We start from the raw sequence: 21,308 nt of genomic DNA, 5'->3' as shown, positions 1-21,308 counted from the left end.
TAAAATAGCTATTTGCAGTTTTTTAACATTAATTTCTCTTAATTTCATTTATTTTCCTAATTTAAAGAGTTTCAACCATTTTTTTGAAAATATTTTTTATATTATCTTAATCAACCATTTATTCTTTTTAGTTTATCTAATCTTCTTATTAATATTGATTGTTTAAAAAATGTATTAAAATTTACTAAATCTATTTAACTAAGATTTCTAAAGAGTATGATATTTTTAAAAGACATTAATAAAATTTGTTATAACTTTAGAAAAAAATTAATAATGGTCTCATTTATTTCTTTAGTAATACTTAGAATAACTTTATTAATTTAATTATCTAATTATAACTATGGGAGAAATTTATTATATTTTAGATGCTTCTGCTTTCATTGGAGGCTTTGACATTCAAAATTCTTTAAATTTTACAATTTCTGAAATAAGTGAAGAAGTAAAAGATTTAAAGTCTAAATTAATCTTTGATGAAGCTATAAATAATGGAAAACTCTTTATAAAAGAACCAAGTTCAGAGGGAATAAAATCTTTGGAATCTATTATTTCAAATTCTGGGGACATTTTGAGACTTTCAATGCCTGATAAAAAGCTCATTGCATTAGCTATCGAATTTTTTAATGAAAAAAAAAATGTTGAAGTAATTACTGATGATTATTCTATACAAAATGTTCTTAAAATATTAAAAATTCCTTATAAGAGTATTTTAACTGAAGGAATAAAAGGAATCTACAATTGGAAGAAAACTTGTGAGGGCTGCAAAAAAGAATATCCAGATAGCTATTCTTGGGATGATTGTGAAATTTGTGGCTCTAAAATATTTAAAAAACGAATAAAGAAAGATTGAATAAAATAATAAATAGCTAATTATTAATTTATTAGTTACTAGTTATTATTTACCAATAATTAGTAACTGTTAAGTACTATATTAATTACTATATTAATATAATTAGATTAACTTAATTACTATATTAATTACTATATTAATATAATTAGATTAACTTAATTACTATATTAATTACTATATTTTAATTAATTAGATTAACTTAATTACTATATTAATTATTAGATTAATTTAATTACTATACTAATTACTATATTTTAATTAATTAGATTAACTTAATTACTATATTAATTACTATATTTTAATTAATTAGATTAATTTAATTACTATATTAATTATTAGTTTCATTAATATATTAAATTTTAATTAAAAGAGTGAATGGTTATTTATTAAGAATGAATGTCAATTTATTAATATGTAGTAGTGATACTTTATGAAAATTGGAATTGTGGTTCATGGACCTAATATAATTGATTCAGGATGTGCTTGTAAAATCATCAGTTTATTATCCAATTTTGGAGATGTTAAATCTAGATTAGGTGGAACTATGGGCAGAACTGCTGTTATTGATGCCTCAATGGAGAAAATAATCGATATATCTTTTAAACTTCTACCTAGTGAATCTGTAAGTCTATTTAAGGAAGAAGAAGTTGATGTGATTTTCTTATTGAACTATGGAAAATCTTCTATAACAGGTCATACTTTTGGGTTTAAAGTTTTTAAAAATTCTTTTTTAGAATCAAATGATATATTCACTAAGGACAGATTGTCCAGGAATTTCAATCATGATACTCATAGCACTATCCCTTTTATTCAAGTTGAAAGGCCGGGAGAAGTTGATGGGAGTGTAATTCAATGGAATGGAGAACTATCAGAACTAACAGATAAAATAGCTAAATTATTAAATTTGAAAGTGTTAGATCCTAAAACAATAATAAAAAAATATTTTTCAGATGAAATAGACAATGAATTGGATATAACATTCAATGGTGATTCAATCCAAGATTCAGATGTAGCTATAACTGATATTGATGATAATGAAGTTTCTCAATCTGGTGTAGTGTTGGATGATAATCAAATTTCAGATTCATATTTAAATGATATTAATGGCTCAGTTTCTAATTCTAATATGTCGATTAGCGATGATTCAGTCTCTGATTCTGATGTAATTAATGGTGGTAGCTCAGCTTCTAGTTCTCACATGTTGATTAATGATGATTTATCCTCTGATTCTGATGTACTGGGTGTTACTAGTTCTACTTCTAATTCTGGTGAAAAAATAAGAAAGATATATGGTGTTAGTCCTAATGAGAATATTTTTGTTAATGGTGTTGTCATTGGAAAATCTACATCTGAAAATGTATCTATTGTATCTAAAAATGGTCGCATCGTTGATATCATTGGAGGAATTATCAAACCTCATGGTGTTGAAAAATTAGGGTCTGTTAATATTTCTAAAGCTATTGTTAAAACAGGACTTCTTAGAAAATTTAAACCAAACCCTAGAATTGTTTCTAAATGTGATTTTAATGAAATTTCAGGGATTGGTAATACTTCAAATGAAAATTCTTTAAGAATAGCTTTTATAGATCATGCTGCTGAAAATATTTATAATTTAAATAACTGTGATTTAGTTGTTACTGTTGGTGATGATACTACGCTTATAGCTTCTGATATATTGTATAGATTTAGCATTCCTGTTATTGGAATCACTGATGGAGATTTAGATAAAGTAGTTGAGAAAGGGTTTAAAGCTAAAGATTCTCTTATAATTGAACTTGCTGAAGGTTTAGATGATATAATTGGAAGAGCTATTTTTGATAAAATCTTCGATTTTAGCCCAATACTTGAAATTAATCTCAATTCTGAGGATAGTATTTTTGATAATTGTGAAACTTTTAATATATCTGATTTGAAAAATAAAAAAATTAAAGAACTCAAAGAAGAAATTTTGAAAATAATAAATAATATAAGTCCTAAATATAATATAAAATATTAAGTTATATTAAATGTATCATATTATTAAGATTCTTATTGAAAAGAGTTTTATTAACATTATTATTAAAAATTACATTAATTAAGAATTATTATTAAGATTACTATTAAAAAGTATTTTATTGATGTCATTATTAAGAATTACATTAATTAAGAATTGTATTAAAACTATTACTGAAGTTGTTTTATTAATTATTAATAACAATATATTGTTGAAATTGTCATTAAAGAGATTATTGTTGAAATCTATTATTGGATTTGTTTTATTAATTATTAATAACGATGTATTGTTGAAATTGCCATTAAAGATGTTATTGTTGAAATTGTCATTAAAGAGGTTATTATTAAAATTATCATTAAATAAGTTATTTATTGAAAAAATTATATTAAAAACAAGAACTTATATTAAAAACTATAATTTTGGAAAATATAACTATTTATAAATTATTTAGACTAACTTTATTGTATTGAGGTGTGATTTTGGATTTAAGTGTTCTTGTTAGTTCTATTCAGAGTTTTGAAGGTGTTGTTCGTAAAGAATCTATTGAAAAGATTACTGATAAGTTAAAAGATGTTTATAATGTAGCAGGAGACACTTTACTTAATTTTGGAGATGATGCTTCAGCTATTGATCTTGGAGACAACAAGTTAATTCTATTTGCTGCTGATGGGATTTGGGGAAAGTTAATGGATATAGATCCTTATTGGGCAGGATATTGTTCAATTTTAGTCAATGTCAATGATATTGCAGCAATGGGTGGTAAACCTATAGCTATGGTTAATATCATCTCCATTAACAATGATGAGATAACTGATGACTTGCTAGATGGAATCAAAGATGGATGTAAGAAATTCAATGTTCCAATGGTAGGAGGGCATCTTCATCCTGATGCTGATTATAATGTACTAGATGTTGCAATTGTGGGAACAGCTGAAAAAGATAAAATTATAACTAGTTTTGGTGCTAATGTCAATGATAAAGTTCTTGTAGCTATTGATTTGGATGGGAGACAACATCCTAACTTTGCTCTTAATTGGGATACGACATATCTAAAAGATGCAAAGATTGTTCAAAATCAAATAAAAGCAATGAGAGAATTAGGTGAAAAAGGACTAGTTACTGGTGGAAAAGATATAAGTAATCCTGGAACAATTGGTACATTGGAAATGTTATTAGAATCATCAGGGGTAGGGGCTAGTATAGAATTAGAGAAAATTCCAAGAAATAAAAATGTAAATTGGGAGGATTGGCTTAAATCGTACCCTGGAGCAGGTTTTGTTCTAACTACAAAGGAAGAAAATATTGATGAGATAATTAATATCCTTAAAGAAGTTTCAATCACGACGGCTGTAGTTGGTGATGTGATTGAAGAGAAAAAATTATTTTTATCATATGGGAATGAAACTTTGGTTGTTTTTGATCAAGAGAAAAATCCTGTACTTAATATTAAATCATAGCTTGGGAGTCTTTTAATGTTAATAGAAATCAATGAGAAAGCTTTAAATCTTCCTGAAGGATCTACTATAAAAGATGCGATTGATATTTCAACTGCTCCTTATGAAAAAGGAAGTATTCTTTGTCTTATTAAAGGAAGAAAGGAATTTGAAAAGAATATTAATAAATACAAGTTGAAGACACCTAAAGGAAGTATTATAATTGAAATGGTTAGTGAAACAGAAGCTGCACCACTAATTGATTTATGGAAAAATAAATACAAAGAATTTGAAAATCTTAAAATAAGATGGACATCCTCTAATGAAGTAGCTATTGGTCCAATTGTTACAGATTTTGAACCAAGTATGGATGAACATAGCTATGATGATGGTGATGTTATTTTAAGTTTATCAGGTTTTAGTAATGAATCAACTCATTTGATACTATCTAAAGAAAGTCATTCTGCGGTTTATGGAGCACCTAACAATAATAAAGGAGTTTTCGCAAGAATTGTTGGGGGAAAAAGAACAATACTTCTTTTAAGTGATGACGATAAAATAGTATCTGTAGAACCAGTGATTGAGCGAAAAAGTATCACTGATAGTGCTTCTGTATCTGATTTAAATACTATTTTAGAGGAAGGAAATCAATTATTTACTTATGTTCAAATCCAACCTAATGAAAAATCTTCTGAGTCTGTTGAGCATTTATTTTCTCTTATTGAAAATAATAGGATTGAAGTGGATTATGAGTCAAATTCTTTTCTTGGGTTTTACTCTCTTCAAGGTTTAGGAAAACCAGTTGAAGATGAAACAATTAGAAAAAGAGGAACAGTCACAATAAGAAATATTGGAAAAGGGATTGGAAATGTTTATATTTATCGAGAAGACAGAGTTAAAGCTTCTTCCCACACGACAGTTGGTAAGGTCCTAAAAGGAATGGAATTAATAGATATAGCTAAGCTTGGAGACAGTATAACTGTTAAAAGTAATCCTGAAAGGATAATGACATTAGCAAAGTCTCAAAAAGAAGCAACTGATTATCTAAAATCAGTTGGGATTAAACATGAGCGAATTGGTATTACAGATGATGATGCTTTGATAGTATCTCAAGAGCCTGAATTTTCTATTGATATTATTAAGAAAGGGACTATTACAACAAAAGGTATAAATAAAAAGGACTTAACTCTGATAGATATATTTGATAAGGAAACTGAAGCTCCTAGATCATCTTGGTACTTTAAAAAGATCACTAAACTGGTTGAAAAACCAATTGGGGCATTGAAAATACATTTCGCATTTCCTGGAATGAAATTAACCATGTTTGAAGGAAATGATAAAGAAGCTAAAGGACTGATTCCTGAAAATACTCCTGAAAAATGTATAGAAGCAGGGAAAATTGGAATCACAAACATGTCCAAAAAGAATGTTGGTTTGATTGGAGTTAGATTTGAAGATAATGGTGAATTTGGTCCAACTGGAGAGCCATTTAATTCAACTAACATAGTTGGAGAAATAAAAACTGATTTAGATATAATTGAAAAACTTAAAGAAGGAGAATTACTCTACATTCAAAGATATAACAAGAAAAATAGATGAATTATTTATCTATTCTTTGAAAGTGTAATAATTAGATGAATCGTCTATCTATTCTTTGAAAGTGTAATAATTAGATGAATTATCTATTTGTTCTCTGAAACTGTAATAATTGATTGATGAATTATTAGAAATATAAGGGGGAATATTATGGCTGAAAATGTATGTATCAACCCAGATCTTAGTGAAGAAGATATGGATCCAGAAGTTGCAACAAGAATGATTATTTTAGGTCCTAAAGCTGATGTTAGTGAAAGTGAAATTGTTAATCAGTTGCATCTGTTAGGATTACCTCTTACAATTAAACAAACTTGCTATGGAGCTATGGTCAGTGGAAAAGAAGAAGATGTTATGGAAGCTATTAAAGAAATTAGAAAATTGGACCAATATAATATTTTCACTAAAGACCGTGGTTTCCCTCCAGGAGATCCAAGAAGATGTAGAGGTCATAGAAAAGGGCCTCGTGAAGGATTTCATCAAATGGAAAAGGAATTTCAGTTATTGGGATATGTTTCAGATGCTTTAAAAAATCCAAAAAAAATTTCTCTTGAAGAAGAGAAGTGTATTCCTGTAGATGAACTTAAAAACATTATTGAAAGTTGTTCTAATGGTGAAGACAGTCACAATATGAATAAGAAGAATAAAAATAAAAATAAAGATACTATTTAGAATAAGAATACTGATAATGAAGGTTAATATTTAGAATAAGAATACTGATAATGAAGGTTAATATTTAGAATAAGAATACTGATAATGAAGGTTAATATTTAGAATAAGAATACTGATAATGAAGGTTAATATCCATAATAAGAATAATCATGACTAATTCATGATTATGACTAATTTGAACAATAATATTATAATTAAATTAAAATAATTACTGTTAGGAGATTATGTTAAAATGGTAAAAGTAGCTATGTTTCCCCCCAATTCATTGATTTTGGCAGATTTAATCGAAAGGAAAGGTCATGAACCTCTTGCTCTTCAAAAAGCTGTGAGAAAAAAAGTTGTAGATCCTGAAATAGATTCTCCTCCTATGAACATTACAGAAGAAGATCCAATCAAAGGACTTAAATATGCAGCTATTGAAGTTCCATCAGGAGTACGTGGAAGAATGTCAATAATTGGTCCTTTAATAGATGAAGCAGAAGCAGCTATTATTGTTGAAGATGCTCCTTTTGGTTTTGGATGTATTGGTTGTGCGAGAACCAATGAATTATCTACATATTATCTTAGAAGGAGGGGAGTTCCAACTCTTGAGTTGGTTTATCCTAAAACTAAAGAAGAAACTACAGACATGGTTAATAAGATTAATACTTTCCTAGATTCCTTGCCTAAATCTGAGGAGGAAAACAATGGTTAAAATAGCTTTAATTTCATGTGGTACAGAATACAGTGGTATTCAAAAAGAAATAGAAAAAGCAGCCAATACTTTTGGCTCAGAAATAGTGATTCCTGAAATAGATTTAGAGTATATTGATGAAGCCACTAAAAAATTTGGTTTTTCTGCTCAAAGTTCAAGTTTACGTCTTATGATTGCAAGAGCTATGTCTATTGTTGAGGGAAAAAGCAAAACTGATGCAGTTTTTATAGCTACCTGTTTTCGATGTGCAGAAGGCGCTTTAGTTCGTAATGAAGTAAGACGATTCATTCAAGAGAATACAAGAATTCCTGTTGTCACCTATTCTTTTACTGAGCGAACAAAAGCTGATGAATTATTTATCCGTATGGAAGCATTAACTACAACTGTAGCTAGAAGAAGCATTTTGGCACGTGAAAAACAAGAAGGACTAACTTTAGGTATTGATTCTGGATCGACCACAACAAAGGTCGTAGTAATGGAAAACAATAGTATTATTGGAGCTGGCTGGACCTCTACTAAAGATATTATGGGCTCTGTTGATACAGCAGCTAAAGATGCTTTTGAAGGAACTGGATATAGTATGGATGATGTTGATGGAATTGGAACTACAGGTTATGGGAGACTTACAATAGGTAAAAATCTTAAAGCCGATCTCATACAAGAAGAGTTATCTGTTAATGCTAAAGGTGCTGTGTATTTAGCAGGTCATCAAAAAGGAGAAGCTACCGTCTTAGATATTGGAGGAATGGATAATAAAGTTATAACAGTCAATGATGGTATTCCTGATAACTTTACCATGGGAGGAATCTGTGCAGGAGCATCTGGAAGATTTTTAGACATGACTGCAAGAAGATTAGATGTAGATATCACAGAACTCGGTCCTTTAGCTATTAATGGGAATTATCAAAATGCTGTATTAAATAGCTATTGTATTGTCTTTGGTATTCAGGATTTAGTTACTACACTTGCTGCAGGAGGATCCAAAGAAGATGTAGCTGCAGCTGCGTGTCATTCAGTGGCTGAACAAGTTTATGAACAACAACTCCAAGAGATTGACATCCGTGAACCCCTTATCCAAGTAGGAGGAACTTCTCTTATTTCTGGTCTTGTTAAAGCAGTTAGTGAAACTTTAGGTGGAATAGATGTCATAGTCCCAGAACATTCTCAACATATTGGAGCTGTTGGTGCAGCACTTTTAGTTTCAGGAATGGGTAAAAGACGTTCCCATGAACTTTAAATAATATTAATAGAATAATATTAAACATGGAAATTATAGAAGATGAAAAATTAAATAAAAGATTAAAATAAGAAAAGGAGTATCCAAGCACAGGATGAAAGTATATAAGATTGTATTCACTCACATGTTTGAATTGACAGGAAAAACACCAACAGAACTAATCGAAGAAGCAAAAGACGAAGAACAACCATATATTAAAAATGAAAAAATCATTTTCAAATCATTGGATGATCGAAAAATCACAAGTTATTTATATAATTATTATAATTTCTTGAATGAAAAAAATTTAGCTGTTGATACTGTTGGGTCTTATATGAGTGCTGTAAGAGCTTTTTATAATGAGTATGATATTCAATTACCAAAACCTATTAAAATTGATAATCCTAAACTACTGATTCGTGAAGGAAACATTCCTAACATTGATGATGTACGAAAAGGTGTTGAATCTACCAATAATATTCGGAACAAAGGAATAATTTTATTTTTAGCTACTTCAGGAGTGAGGATTGGAGATCTTGTTAATTTTAAGATACAAGATTTTGTAGAGGCAACAAAAGAATACCATAATAGTAACAATATCGATGAATTACTACAAATGAAAAACACAAATAATATTATACCAATTTGGTATTTTATATCTGCCAAAACACGAAAAAAGGCAATATTTGTGTAACTGCTAACACTCCAGAATGTGTAGAAGTATTAATAAATTATTTAAAAAAACGAGATAATGTTTCTAACGAATCTCCTTTATTTGAAGCTGAAAATAGATTTATGCATCCTACCACCATTACAACAATATTTCAAAGACTCAATGATAGAGTATTTTTCAAAAAACCAGATGGTAAACGCTTTTTCCATGCTCATGCATTAAGAAAATTCTTTATTAGTACATGTAACCATAACAGTGGAGATTTAGCAAAAGTTAACTTATTGTCCGGGCATTCTAACAACTCACAAGTTCATGATGCTTATAATGAAGTGAATACTGAAGTCATGAAAAGATTTTATATTAAATTAATACCTCATTTAAGTATTCGTGATACTAAAGTCCACGAATTTAAACCTCAAGAAGTTTTAAAGATTGAAAGGGAAAAACAAGCTCTTGAAGAGAGGGTAGTGGCATTAGAAAATGATAATAAAACTATTGAAGATCTTAAAAAACAAACTCTGCAAAAAATAATACAAGACATACAAAATAAATAATAAATAATTTATTATTTATTTTAAATTATTTTAAATAGCTATTTCTATTTTATCATAATTTAAGACAGGGATTTTGCTGTTTCTATTCCCTTTTTCTAGTTCTAAAAATCCTTCTTGTTCTAGTGTGTCTACTTTTCTTTGAATATTTGCAACATCTTTTTCAAGATATTTAGCTAGTTCTGTTATTGATTTTGGTTTTTCATATTTGATAAAGTTTAGTAATTCTAAGTCTATCATTGATATTTTTGTTTTGTCTGTGTAAATTATTTTATCTTGTTCTATTTCTTCATTTGGATGTTCTAAAAAGTATTCCCAGTTTTCTAAATCCATTTGGAGTTTCATGTCTCCTTTTCCTTTTTTGAATATATTTTTTAATTTTTGAATAGATCCATAATGTTCTTCAAATTCTTTAGTTAATTTTTTTCCTTTTATTTTTCTTGTTAATTTTATTTCTATCATAATAACTCCTCTAATAATTCTTTTTTTATTATATCTTTATTTTTTATTATGTGATTTCTAATTATTATAAAAACTTCATCCCTGTTATTATTTTTTATTGGTATTTTGTCTCCGTTAAGGCTTAGGTGTATATGTAGAAATCCATGATAGTTGTCTACTCTTACTTCATCAGGCATTATTACTATCGCCCCCCCTCTTGCTGATTTGTCGCTATATACTTCTTTGTTTTCGATTAGTGTTTTTGAAGTAGTCCTATTTAGTCCTATTTTTCATATTATATTGTATGTCATCAGTACTATATAAATATATTGTATATTTTAACAAAGTATTTATATAATAATTTGTTTTTGTTAGTTTTTTACTTATTTTTACAGCTGAAATTATAATTAATTGTTTTATAATTTTAATTTATTTTAAATATTATTTTTTTTATTTTGCTCACACCCAGTATTGAATTAATTTTTATTTGCTCTTGGATTTTTCTTAATATAGATATTGTATAGACTGTTTTATCAAGAAAAAAACGAATTTTAAATTCTCGTGATATAATGGATACAAAAAAATGGTTAGAAAATAGATATATTTTTTTTGAAGAAATATATGAATATGAAGAAATATATTGTCTGGAATTCTGCTTAAAGGAAGATATTGGAGAATTTATAAAGATATGTTACAGGTTTAATGTTCCTTTTACTTTTTATTCCGAATATAAAATAGCTATTGAAAAAATTCATGTTGAGTCATTGATAGATAATATTAAATAGAATACTAAATAAGTTAATCAATGTTTAAACTTTTCTGACTCACTACTTCTTTAATATCTGGATCTGTTATTTCATCAGAAATTCCTTTTGTTTTTTTAATCAATTTTCTTAAATTTAATAATCGTTTTTCAGCATTTGCTAATATTTTATGATATTGCATAGGTTTAATGTTGATATTAGTACCATCTAAAGGAAATCCCCTAATTTCTACTTCGCTTCCTAAGATATATACATCAACTTTTGTTTTTTCAGTAATATGTTTACTATTTAAAAGTTCTGTAGCATACATTTCGGCTTGATTTCTCTCTTTGATTTTTATTTTAATTCCTGGTCGTTTCAATTCTATTATCAACAATCTTTCAATTTCACTAGGTCCATCCCCAGAATCGTGTTCTTTTAAGCTGTAAAAACCAATAGAGGAATCGGGTAATACTACAAAATCGGGTCTTATCCTAGGTTTTTTCAAGCTGATTTTTTTCTTCTCAAATAATTTTTTCACGACATGTGCTAAGTCTTTGTCTGATGTAAATTCAACAGACTCATAATAATAACCAAATACCCAATGCCCAATTTCAAATAACATTTGTAATTCTTCTTCTTTAATTGCACAATCATCCATTTTTTTTCTAATATTTCAATAAATTCTAATCTTTCATAAATTAGGCTTATAACTGTTTTAATTTCATGTATACTACGTTTTTTTAAAATTTCATTCAAATCATCAATTCTTCTGGTCCCAATTTTGCAATTCTGTGTAGAAGATCATAGCCTGTTTTTGTTTTATTCATATCTATAAATATTTTTGTTGTTGCTTCTAGATCTGGTTCTTTGATTGTAGGACATTTCTTTTGAACTTTTGTTATGAAAGATCCGACATAATCTTTTTTTAAATTGCTTAATTGTTTTATATCTTTAATGTGTTTAGTTGCGATTTGTTTTTTGGTTATGCTTCTTTCATCTTTTAAAATATTATGTGTTGATTCTATTATACATTTGTTTATAGTATTAACTATAGTTTCCACCTTTTTATTTTTTTTGAAATCGGTGTTATTGTCGTTTAATTCATCTTTTAAAATGTCTGCTTTAACAATGAATGAATATTTTTTGGCTTTTGGAATCCTACCATCTAATATATCTTTCCATGCGGTATTTTTAATTCTTTTTTTGCCACTGATCCATGTTACTCCATGAAATTGTGTAGTTCTAGTTTTTTTAGGAGATTCTAATTTAACAATTTCAACTTTTTTATCGTTAGATATATCACATTCAATAGTTTCTATATTATTATCTAAATCGAGGAGTTTTATTTTTTCATTATTAAAATATATGTTGAATTCAGGGTCTGTTAGAAAGATAGAACCTATTTCTTTTTTCATAGTATTTGATTTACAATAATTATCTTTAAGTTTAAAATATATTTTTGTCCCATTTTTATTTTCTTTAGTTTTTTTGATTCGATTATGGATACTTCAAATCCTTCATTATTATTTTCTTTTATTTTGAAGTGAGAATATTCGTTGTTTTTCCAAGTTTCAACATCATAATTTTCCTGTAAAGCAAAAAGGAGCATGCCTTCCTTTTCCATTTTTTCCATATGCTTCTCTATATCCCTTTCTTTTAGTTCTATATGTAACTCCCCTGCCTTGTTCTTCAGTTCTATTATATCCAAGAGTTCTCCATATTTTTAGGAATTTTTCTTTCGTCATTCCCTCCCCATTATCTTCTATTATTATTTTTTGACCGACTTTTTCGGGCCAGGTGATTTTCACCTCTTCAGCTCCAGCATCCCATGAATTTGAAATTAATTCAACAATAGCTACATATGGATCAGAAACAATATTTTTAACATGGTCTTTAAAGGATCTTGCCGTCATTATGGGTCCTAAAGTTTTTTGTTTTTCCATAGAAATTACTCCATTATTGTTGCTATTGATTTTTTAAAGATATAAATATAATGATTCATTATGGAATGTTTGTACTATTTTTTCCCTACTGATTCTCAACATTTTTTATTATTTTTTGGAGCTATACGATATTTTCGTATAGCTGATTTTTTTATTCAATACTTTTTTGTTAGCTATACATGAAACTAATTTTTATTTGTGTAGTATTTAAAACAAGGTTAATTTTTACCTTATTTATTTATAATAAGAGGTTATTGAAGATTTAATTTTGGTGATAAATTATTTTTTTTTTAACTCTTTTTTTTGGGAAAATTAAGATTGGTTATTTGATTAAGTATGAGGTTATATTGTAAATTTAAAAAGTAAAAAGAAGAAAAAAAGAAGAAAGTGTGAGTGTCCCATAATTAAGATTTTTAAAAAATTTAATGAAAATATTTCACATTTAATATCTTTAAATATTATATAGGCATATATATTATTTTATTTTTTAAAAATAATCTTTATAAAATATATTATTTAAATTTAAAATAATATAAACTCTTTAAAAATTGAATTAAATAAAATAATTACTTTGTTATAGGTATTAATGGATATTTTGTCAGTTATTTAATATTTAAATGATTTATATGAAAATTAATTTCATGAAAATTTCTAAAAAAGCGAATTATGGGACACTCTCAAAGTTTAAATTTTAATTTTTATTGTTTACGGTAATATCCAAATCCTATTAAACTTAACAACACTACAAGTAGTATGTTTATTGGTATTCCTGTCGGTTTCATAGTAGCATTAGCTTCTGGATTATCATTTGTTTGGTTATTGTTTGGTTCTGGAGTAGGAGTAGGTGTAGGTGGTACTGGTGTAGGAGTTGGTGTAGGAGTTGGTGTTGGTTCTGGTTCAGGTGGTATTACACTATTACCTTCTAATGTTTGAACTTCATTATCAGTTATAAAAGTGTAAAGTATATCTTCAGTGGTATTGACAGTAACATTAAAGGTTCTATCAAATCTAGCATCAAAACTAGTTATAATATCAATAGTGAGATTAGTATATACTTCTGTAGTAAAGTAAGGTAATAAACTAGCATCAAAAGAATCAGTATTATTTAATTTAAAAGTGTATTGGAATGTGATAGTACCATTGGAATTTAAAGAAGTAGTGTTAGTAACATTCATAACAAAATAATTATTAGGAATAATACCTATAATCTTGTCTGGAGTATTATTCCCCCACCAGTTAAGATCAGCATTTATATTACTGCCATTGTTATATAAATCATAATTTGTATTATTGAAAATTCTATTGTAATTAATTGTTGTATTTTGTGATCCATAATTTATATATATTCCATTGGAGTTATTGATTATATTACAATCAGTAATATTCAGACTACTACCATTGTTATAGATTGCCCCACCATATTTAGTTGCATTATTATTTATGAAACTAGAATTAAATGAAGTAATTGCACCATTATTTTGATTAGCGATTGCACCTCCATTTTCAGTCGCAGTATTTTTAATGAAAGTGGAATTATATATCTTCATACTTGTACCGAAATTCATGATTGCCCCACCATGACTACCATTGTTGTTACTGAAAACCGTATTATGTATATTTACAATAGTATTTCTATCACTAGCGATTGCCCCACCATATTTAGTTGCATTATTATTTATGAAACTAGAATTATATATATCTATGATAACATCAGGATAAATGTAAATACTTCCTCCATTACCATTTTCGGCAGTATTATTTATAAAATTACAATTAATCACAGCGCCATTACGATATATATAGATTGCTCCTCCATTAGCACTTATTACAGTATTGTTCACGAAATTAGAATTAATTAAACTAAGGTTATCACTATTAGCCAAATTAGTAATTGCACCACCATAATTTGCTTCTGCAATATTATTGGTGAAATTACAATTATATATTATTCCATTTTTAGCCAGATTAGAGATAGCTCCACCACCAGCCTTCCCAATATTATTGAGAAAAATAGAGTTATTCAAAATATTATTATTTCCATTTTCAAGACGAATAGCTCCTCCGTGAGTAGCAATATTGTTAATAAAACTAGAATTATTAATAAAAAGATTGCTTGCACTATTATAGATTACTCCACCATAAATATTTGCACTGTTATTAATGAACTTGCAGTTGGTTATTGTTAATGTTCCTTGGTTGTTGTAGATTGCCCCTCCATTATTAGTAGTGGTTGCGTTGGTTAGTGTGATGTTGATTAGTGTTAAGTTTCCTGTATTTGTGATGTTGAATATTCTGCCCATTTGGTTGGCGTCTATTATTGTTTTGTCTGCTCCTTTTCCGATTATTTTTAAGGTTTTATTTATAAGTATACCTTGAGTACTGTTAAGATGTGTATAGTTGTATGTTCCTTCGTCTAGATATATTGTGTCGCCATCATTTGTTCCATTTGCGATAACATTAGCTATTGTGTTATTAGTTGAATTCATGTACACATCTGCTGCATTCACTCCTGATAAACTAATAAAGAACAATACTAATATTATAGTAGGGATTAAAATCTTTTTAGGTAAGTTGTTTTTATTTTTTTTCATTTTTTCACCTCCTTTTATATTTTTTATAATAAATTGTCATAATATTTATATGACAACTATATTTTTATTATTCATAATATTTAAATAGAGTACTAACAGTTCGTATGTATTAATATTTAATAAAAAATTGTCCAACAAATATATTCTTAAGAATTTCACATTAATAAAAAACTAGTAAAAAATACGCCAAAAAACAAATCTTAAAATAAATAATGTAAAAATTTATTATGTTAGTCCAACAAAAAATTATAAAACTTAATTTTATTTAATTCTTTATGAAAATAATGGTAATAAAAATTAATAAGAATGTATGTTAAAAATGATAAAAAACTAATCAGAAAAATATTGTTTCAGGAATGGGCAAAAGACAAGAGAAAAAATAGCATTAAATAATTTAATACTATAAAAAGGAGTATTTAATTGAGTTATTTAATAATATAAAATTTAATACTATAAAAAGGAGTATTTAATTAAATAATTTAATAATATAAAAAGGAATATTTAATCATTATAATATTATAAATAAAAATGATATCAAATGGATCTTTTTTGATTTAAATGAGGTATATTTCAATGTTAGTAGAATCTAATGATAAAGAAGGAGCAGCTGTTTATGAGATGATCATCAAACAGATCTTCCAAGACCTTCAACTTTCTCCATCTATCAAAGACATGAGAGTATGCGTAGATCCTAAGGAAGTTGTGTTTATTTTAGCTATGAAAATGAATAAAACTTCCAATTTCACTACTTTAGGCTCTGTTGCCAATATAAAATACAATAAGGAAGAAAATGAAACTGTAATAAAAATTATTAATGAAAATTTTCTTCCGAATGTTTTAAGAAAACTTTGGCTTGAGAAAGGTAGAGAAAATATACATCAACCTAATAGATCCAGTATAATTCTTGAAGGAAATCAAGAAATTTTAGACACTTTGATAATTGATGATCCATATGAAAACCTTAAAAAAAGAGTTTATGATGCTGCATTTAGAATAATTCCAGAAGGGTTTCGAATAATTAGAGACATCTCTCAAGGAGATATAATAGCTATTATTTGCACTGATGAATTGATTAAAGATTCTTGGATTAAAAAAGGTAGAGAATATGTTGAAGAGCTGAAAAAGGTTTAAATTTCTATTATTATATTTATTCACTTGAAATTGTGTATTAATAGTAACTAAAATCTAATTCAAATATATCTAACTTGTTTTAGAGTAATCAATAACCTTAGTTTATACTATACTAAACTGTTTCATTTTAATAGCAAATATAATATATAATGAATTACATACTATAAGTTCATTATAATTTTCTTATAATTTTATGGATAATGGTTGAGATTATTATAATTTTATGGATAATGGTTGAGATTATTATAATTTTATGGATAATGGTTGAGATTATTATAATTTTATGGATAATGGCTGAGATTATTATAATTTTATATGGATAATGGTTGAGATTATTATAATTTATTATTTAGTTATCCTATTCACTGTTAATTATATCATATATTTAGAAGGTGACACTTATGAAAGAACAAAAAGGCGAAGGTTCAAAATTTGCCCATATTACAAGAGCTCATCCATGTTTTAATGAAAAAATGCATGATAAAGTAGGTCGGGCTCATGTTCCTATAGCTCCTAAATGTAATATCTATTGTAATTTCTGTACTAGGGATATAAACAAAGATGAAGCAAGACCTGGAGTTGCTGCTTGTGTAATGGATCCAGATGCAGCTATTGAACATGTTAAAGATGTTACAAAAGAAGGCCCTATTTCTGTAGTTGGGGTAGCTGGTCCTGGAGATGCATTAGCTAATGAAGAAACCTATGAATTTTTTAAAAAACTTGGAGATACAAACCCAGATCTTATAAAATGTATGAGTACTAATGGACTTCTTCTTCCCGAAAAGGCAGAAGAAATAGCTAATCTTGGGGTAAATACAGTTACTGTAACAGTTAATGCAATTGATCCAGAAATAGCTAAAGACATATACTCATTTATTAAATATAAAGGAAAAGTCTACAAAGGAAAGGAAGCAGTTGAAATATTAATCAAAAACCAACTTGAAGGAATTGAAAAGCTTTCAAATCTAGGAGTTATTATAAAGGTGAATAGTGTATTGATTCCTGGACTCAATGATGAGCACATTGTAGAAATAGCTAAAGAGGTTAAAAAACGAGGAGCTTCCCTTATGAATGTCCTTCCACTTATCCCATTAAATAAAATGAAAGAATATTCCAAACCAACTTGTGCTGAAATCGAGAAAGTTAGGGATGAAGTTGAAGAAATCATACCAGTTTTCAGAGCCTGCACACAGTGTAGAGCAGATGCTTTTGGAATTCCTGGTAAGAAAAATGAAGACAAACATTTAGGCATGACTCCTGCAAGTCATTACTAATATTAATCAAAAACATTTATAATATTGTTATTATTAATAATAACAATAACAACTTTAAATAGTTTAAAAGAACATTATAAATACAAAGGGGAATTATGAGATTCATAAAAATGAAGCTCTACTTTTTCCTGTATTATTTTTTTCTATTAATCCATTCTTTAATTAATTAACTAGATTTTTAGATATAATCAAGCACGAAATTTTTGGCAATAATTATATTTTTTATATAATATAATTTTTATAAGGTGATTATACCACTAAGAAAAAAACTAGTTTAATATTAAATTCTGAATTAATAAGAAAATTAAAAATAGCTTCAGCTAAATTAGATACTACACAAATGGAATTGATGGAAAAATACATTAAAGAAGGACTAGAAAAACAAGAATATCAATTTATTTATAGCTAAAAGGAAGTTTAAAAATGGAAAACCCTAAAACGACTATTAGAATAGATAACAGTCAGTTAGATAGGGCTAAAAACCTACAAAAAGAATATAATAAAAAGATAAAAGATATATTAAACATGGATTAATAGATAATGAAAACAAAGAAGATTATGAATATATCATGTGTTTCAAATTTTAAGCAATATACTATAATTTAAACATTGTAGCAATATGCTATAATTTAAACATTGTAGCAATATGCTATAATTTAAACATTGTATTAAATTATTAGCAATGAATCATAGTATGGTGTTCTTAATTGTTTGCAATGGATTTATGTTGTTAATTATTGGGTGATCAAATGAAAACAATGGAATGGAAAGATAATAAACTTATTCTTGTAGATCAAAGAAAACTTCCTGATAAATTAAGCTATTTTGTTTGTGATAATTATAATGATGTTATTGTAGCTATTAAAACCATGGTTGTGCGTGGTGCTCCAGCTATTGGTGTGGCAGCAGCCTTTGGAGTGGCATTAGCTCAACTTGATGGGGAAAATATGCGTAAAGTAGCTGAAGAAATAAAAGCTTCAAGACCAACTGCCGTAAACTTGTTTTGGGCAGTTGATCGAGTCCTTGCTTCAGATAACCCTGTTGATGAGGCAATAGCTATGTATCATGAAGATATTGATACTAATTTAGCTATTGGTCGCAATGGTGCTGAAATTATTTCAGATGGAGATACAATATTAACTCATTGTAACGCAGGAGCCTTGGCTTGTGTTGATTACGGAACAGCTCTTGGAGTAGTTAGATCTGCCTTTCATCAAGATAAAAAAATCAATGTCATTTGTGATGAGACCAGACCTGTGGGTCAAGGAGCAAGACTTAGTGTTTGGGAATTGCAGCAAGAAAACATTCCTGTGAAATTGATTCCAGATGTAGCTGCAGGATACTTGATGCAACAAGGAAAAATAAACAAGGTTGTAATTGGTGCAGATAGGGTAGCTAAAGATGGTATAGTTAACAAAATTGGCTCCCTTATGGTTGCCCTATCTGCTAATAGGTTTCATGTTCCTTTTTATGTAGCTGCTCCTTTGAGTACTTTTGATCATGAAATTTCTATTTATGATACAGAAATTGAAGAAAGAAACCCTGAAGAGGTTCTTTATTATGGAGGCTGCAGAATAGCTCCAAAGGGGACTGAAGTTATAAACCCTGCTTTTGATATAGTTCCAAGTGATCTTATTACAGGAATAATAACAGAAAAAGGAATAATAGACCCTAATAAATTTCAAGACTTTTTCCAAAAGCTAAAATACAAATGATTTTTCATGCTTTCACTAATTATACCTTCATTAATTAATATTTTCAATAATTATACCTTCATTAATTAATACTTTCAATAATTATACCTTCATTAATTAATACTTTCAATAATTATACTTCTAATTGAAGTAAAATTAGTAAAATGAATTTTTATATATTTTTAATTGATTTGATTAAATGAGCGAATTAGAAAAATTATTAAACGAATTAAAGAAATTAGGCCAAAATGAAGAAATTGAGGCCATGGATCTTTTTGAAATTTTAAAAGAAGAATCTAAGAAAGTTTCAATTAATACAATCATGGGTATGAGTACTTTTTTAAGAGAAGATTTTAAATATATTCAAAATCAATACAAGGAACACTACACAGAATCTATTTTATCACAATTGCTTCGTATTAATGAAATCAAGAATGATAATAGCTATTACTTAAATACTATTGATAAAAAAAAGTTTAATATAGCTATTAAATCTATCATGAATTTTCTAAATTGTGATAATCTTTATGATGGTGAAGAAAAGTTTAATATAATTTCTATTTTAGTTACTTTTTATTCTGTTTTTTTGATTCAAAAACCGATTCATCCTGTTGGAACAACTTTTCCTGGCGAAAATTTAAAAATTAAAGAGATCAATGATGAATATTTTTGTCCAGTTAAAAGTAAACAGATTAAAAACCCTAATTCTTTATGTTCATTTTGCATTTGTAAATCAGATATCTAATATTTTTTCTGATTTTTATTTCTTCATTAACTCTTTACTTATTATAGCTCTTTATTTTCTATTTCTGAGTAGTCAAATACCATCTTTTCGTGATATTTGTTATTTTTCATAATTATAGTATTTTTCCAAACTTTTTTGACATGGACAAAACAATAATGGAAAATATTTTTTCCAGTTTGTAAGTATTTATTCATGTTTTTAAAGGTTTTTAGAGCTTTTTTCCAAACTCAATTGTTAATGATCGAATGTTAGATAAGTCACGAGAAGTACTATATTCTTATTTTTTATGATTATTTTCTTTACTTAAAAATTATCATAATTTCAAATTTTATTTTTTTATAAAAATCTTTTATAGTCCAGAAAATAAAGTTTTGAAGTAATAATGTTTTTTAAAAAATTTGTATACTAATCTATTAATTAAATTAAATAATTATAATATATATTTTTTTATATAATAAAATTATTAAAGATTATTCTAGAAATTAAAGATAATAACAACTTATATTTATGAAATAGATTAATATTTCAACAAACCATTAATTAGAATATTTTCTTTCAGGACTATAGAATTTTTAATTAAAGATTTATTATAAAAATATGAAATTATAATTCTTTAATCTAACATTATAAACTTTTTGATAAAACATCATATTCTTTTTTTAGCTTAATTTTGTTATTAGTTTCATGTGCCTGGGTAGTAGTGCTTTTTTGATCATTATTCACTAAAGATTATGAATTTTTACTATAATTTTTTTCTTGGAAGATTGTGTAGATGTTATTATTCTACTTGAGATTTTATCTAGCTTTGGATAAAACAGAGGGTCTGATTCATTTTTTTGAAAATTTTTTCATGATATTCATTTAAATGAAAAAATGTGTGGAAAATTAGGGGATGGGTTAAATAGCTTATTTTTATGAGTATGATAATTTTTTGTGTTTAATTTTTGTTATAATGGTTTTAAGTTCTTAAAACTTTAAGGGGGGGGGGGCAGTTCATGGAATTGTATCTAAGTTCTTATTTGTTCGTAAATGAGTAATGGAGTTTGTAGAATTGATATCTTTATATATGGG

At 27.1% G+C, this 21,308-nt stretch carries 21 protein-coding genes; 14 read left to right on the top strand and 7 right to left on the bottom strand.

Annotated elements, in window-relative coordinates:
- The first annotated feature begins 340 nt into the window (after positions 1–340).
- The 9 genes from MBCUT_RS04575 to MBCUT_RS04535 all read left to right on the top strand — a co-directional run bounded on the left by MBCUT_RS04575 (position 341) and on the right by MBCUT_RS04535 (position 9,675).
- Positions 341–847 carry a ribonuclease VapC gene (locus MBCUT_RS04575; protein WP_067259414.1) on the top strand — a complete coding sequence of 169 codons (507 nt, stop codon included), beginning with the start codon at positions 341–343 and terminating at the stop codon, positions 845–847.
- A gap of 430 nt (positions 848–1,277) precedes the next feature.
- Positions 1,278–2,843 carry a DUF2117 domain-containing protein gene (locus MBCUT_RS11525; RefSeq protein WP_067259412.1) on the top strand — a complete coding sequence of 522 codons (1,566 nt, stop codon included), beginning with the start codon at positions 1,278–1,280 and terminating at the stop codon, positions 2,841–2,843.
- A 476-nt stretch (positions 2,844–3,319) separates the two neighbouring features.
- Complete coding sequence (locus MBCUT_RS04565) at positions 3,320–4,297, top strand: methanogenesis marker 2 protein (RefSeq protein WP_067259410.1); 978 nt, start codon at positions 3,320–3,322, stop codon at positions 4,295–4,297.
- Positions 4,298–4,312: 15 nt separating this feature from the next.
- Positions 4,313–5,872, top strand: a complete 1,560-nt coding sequence (gene mmp3, locus MBCUT_RS04560) for a methyl-coenzyme M reductase-associated protein Mmp3 (protein ID WP_067259407.1) — start codon at positions 4,313–4,315, stop codon at positions 5,870–5,872.
- A 147-nt stretch (positions 5,873–6,019) separates the two neighbouring features.
- Positions 6,020–6,538, top strand: coding sequence for a methanogenesis marker 6 protein (locus MBCUT_RS04555; protein WP_067259405.1), 519 nt, complete (start codon positions 6,020–6,022; stop codon positions 6,536–6,538).
- A gap of 232 nt (positions 6,539–6,770) precedes the next feature.
- The gene (locus MBCUT_RS04550) at positions 6,771–7,232 is read left to right on the top strand and encodes a methanogenesis marker 5 protein (RefSeq protein WP_067259403.1); all 462 of its coding nucleotides are present in this window, start codon (positions 6,771–6,773) and stop codon (positions 7,230–7,232) included.
- Positions 7,225–8,469 carry a methanogenesis marker 15 protein gene (locus MBCUT_RS04545; RefSeq protein WP_067259400.1) on the top strand — a complete coding sequence of 415 codons (1,245 nt, stop codon included), beginning with the start codon at positions 7,225–7,227 and terminating at the stop codon, positions 8,467–8,469. The genes MBCUT_RS04550 and MBCUT_RS04545 overlap by 8 nt, the downstream gene beginning before the upstream one ends.
- Positions 8,470–8,563: 94 nt before the next feature.
- A complete protein-coding gene (locus tag MBCUT_RS04540; RefSeq protein WP_067259398.1) occupies positions 8,564–9,142 on the top strand; it encodes a hypothetical protein in 579 nt (192 codons plus the stop codon).
- Entirely contained in the window at positions 9,094–9,675 is a 582-nt protein-coding gene (locus MBCUT_RS04535; protein WP_067259396.1) for a tyrosine-type recombinase/integrase, read from the top strand. Before MBCUT_RS04540 ends, MBCUT_RS04535 begins: the two co-directional genes overlap by 49 nt.
- Before the next feature lie 30 nt (positions 9,676–9,705).
- Here the strand turns inward: MBCUT_RS04535 and MBCUT_RS04530 are convergent, their stop codons facing one another.
- Both MBCUT_RS04530 and MBCUT_RS04525 read right to left on the bottom strand, forming a co-directional pair.
- On the bottom strand, positions 9,706–10,134 hold the full coding sequence (locus MBCUT_RS04530) for an HVO_A0114 family putative DNA-binding protein (RefSeq protein ID WP_067259393.1): 429 nt from the start codon (positions 10,132–10,134) through the stop codon (positions 9,706–9,708).
- Positions 10,131–10,310 (bottom strand): hypothetical protein, encoded by a 180-nt coding sequence (locus MBCUT_RS04525; protein ID WP_067259391.1) that lies wholly within the window; start codon positions 10,308–10,310, stop codon positions 10,131–10,133. The genes MBCUT_RS04530 and MBCUT_RS04525 overlap by 4 nt, the downstream gene beginning before the upstream one ends.
- 372 nt (positions 10,311–10,682) lie before the next feature.
- Here MBCUT_RS04525 and MBCUT_RS04520 point away from each other — a divergent pair, with 372 nt between their 5' ends.
- Positions 10,683–10,898, top strand: coding sequence for a hypothetical protein (locus MBCUT_RS04520; protein ID WP_067259388.1), 216 nt, complete (start codon positions 10,683–10,685; stop codon positions 10,896–10,898).
- Between the two features lie 13 nt (positions 10,899–10,911).
- Here MBCUT_RS04520 and MBCUT_RS04515 read toward each other — a convergent pair whose 3' ends face one another.
- The 5 genes from MBCUT_RS04515 to MBCUT_RS04495 all read right to left on the bottom strand — a co-directional run bounded on the left by MBCUT_RS04515 (position 10,912) and on the right by MBCUT_RS04495 (position 15,393).
- Positions 10,912–11,517 carry a hypothetical protein gene (locus MBCUT_RS04515; RefSeq protein ID WP_067259386.1) on the bottom strand — a complete coding sequence of 202 codons (606 nt, stop codon included), beginning with the start codon at positions 11,515–11,517 and terminating at the stop codon, positions 10,912–10,914.
- A gap of 94 nt (positions 11,518–11,611) precedes the next feature.
- Entirely contained in the window at positions 11,612–12,274 is a 663-nt protein-coding gene (locus MBCUT_RS04510) for a hypothetical protein (protein ID WP_067259385.1), read from the bottom strand.
- On the bottom strand, positions 12,271–12,483 hold the full coding sequence (locus tag MBCUT_RS04505; protein WP_169805392.1) for a hypothetical protein: 213 nt from the start codon (positions 12,481–12,483) through the stop codon (positions 12,271–12,273). Before MBCUT_RS04505 ends, MBCUT_RS04510 begins: the two co-directional genes overlap by 4 nt.
- A complete protein-coding gene (locus tag MBCUT_RS04500) occupies positions 12,437–12,772 on the bottom strand; it encodes an ATP-binding protein (RefSeq protein WP_169805391.1) in 336 nt (111 codons plus the stop codon). Before MBCUT_RS04500 ends, MBCUT_RS04505 begins: the two co-directional genes overlap by 47 nt.
- Positions 12,773–13,500: 728 nt before the next feature.
- Positions 13,501–15,393, bottom strand: coding sequence for a hypothetical protein (locus tag MBCUT_RS04495; RefSeq protein WP_067259378.1), 1,893 nt, complete (start codon positions 15,391–15,393; stop codon positions 13,501–13,503).
- A 573-nt stretch (positions 15,394–15,966) separates the two neighbouring features.
- On the opposite strand from MBCUT_RS04495, the gene MBCUT_RS04490 reads away from it, so the two are divergent.
- From MBCUT_RS04490 to MBCUT_RS04475, 4 genes are all read left to right on the top strand, one after another.
- A complete protein-coding gene (locus MBCUT_RS04490) occupies positions 15,967–16,524 on the top strand; it encodes a methanogenesis marker 17 protein (RefSeq protein ID WP_067259375.1) in 558 nt (185 codons plus the stop codon).
- A gap of 401 nt (positions 16,525–16,925) precedes the next feature.
- A complete protein-coding gene (locus MBCUT_RS04485; protein ID WP_067259373.1) occupies positions 16,926–17,798 on the top strand; it encodes a radical SAM protein in 873 nt (290 codons plus the stop codon).
- A gap of 749 nt (positions 17,799–18,547) precedes the next feature.
- Positions 18,548–19,513: an S-methyl-5-thioribose-1-phosphate isomerase gene (mtnA, locus tag MBCUT_RS04480; RefSeq protein ID WP_067259370.1), complete on the top strand. Its 966-nt coding sequence runs from the start codon at positions 18,548–18,550 to the stop codon at positions 19,511–19,513.
- Positions 19,514–19,691: 178 nt separating this feature from the next.
- Entirely contained in the window at positions 19,692–20,237 is a 546-nt protein-coding gene (locus MBCUT_RS04475) for a DUF2115 family protein (protein ID WP_084270714.1), read from the top strand.
- Positions 20,238–21,308 lie beyond the last annotated feature (1,071 nt).

Origin of the sequence: Methanobrevibacter cuticularis, assembly GCF_001639285.1 — an archaeon.
In the GTDB taxonomy this organism is placed as follows: Archaea; Methanobacteriota; Methanobacteria; order Methanobacteriales; family Methanobacteriaceae; genus Methanobaculum; species Methanobaculum cuticulare.
The sequence above is the reverse complement of the archived record's forward strand: the minus strand, read 5'-3'. Positions and strand labels throughout refer to the sequence as shown.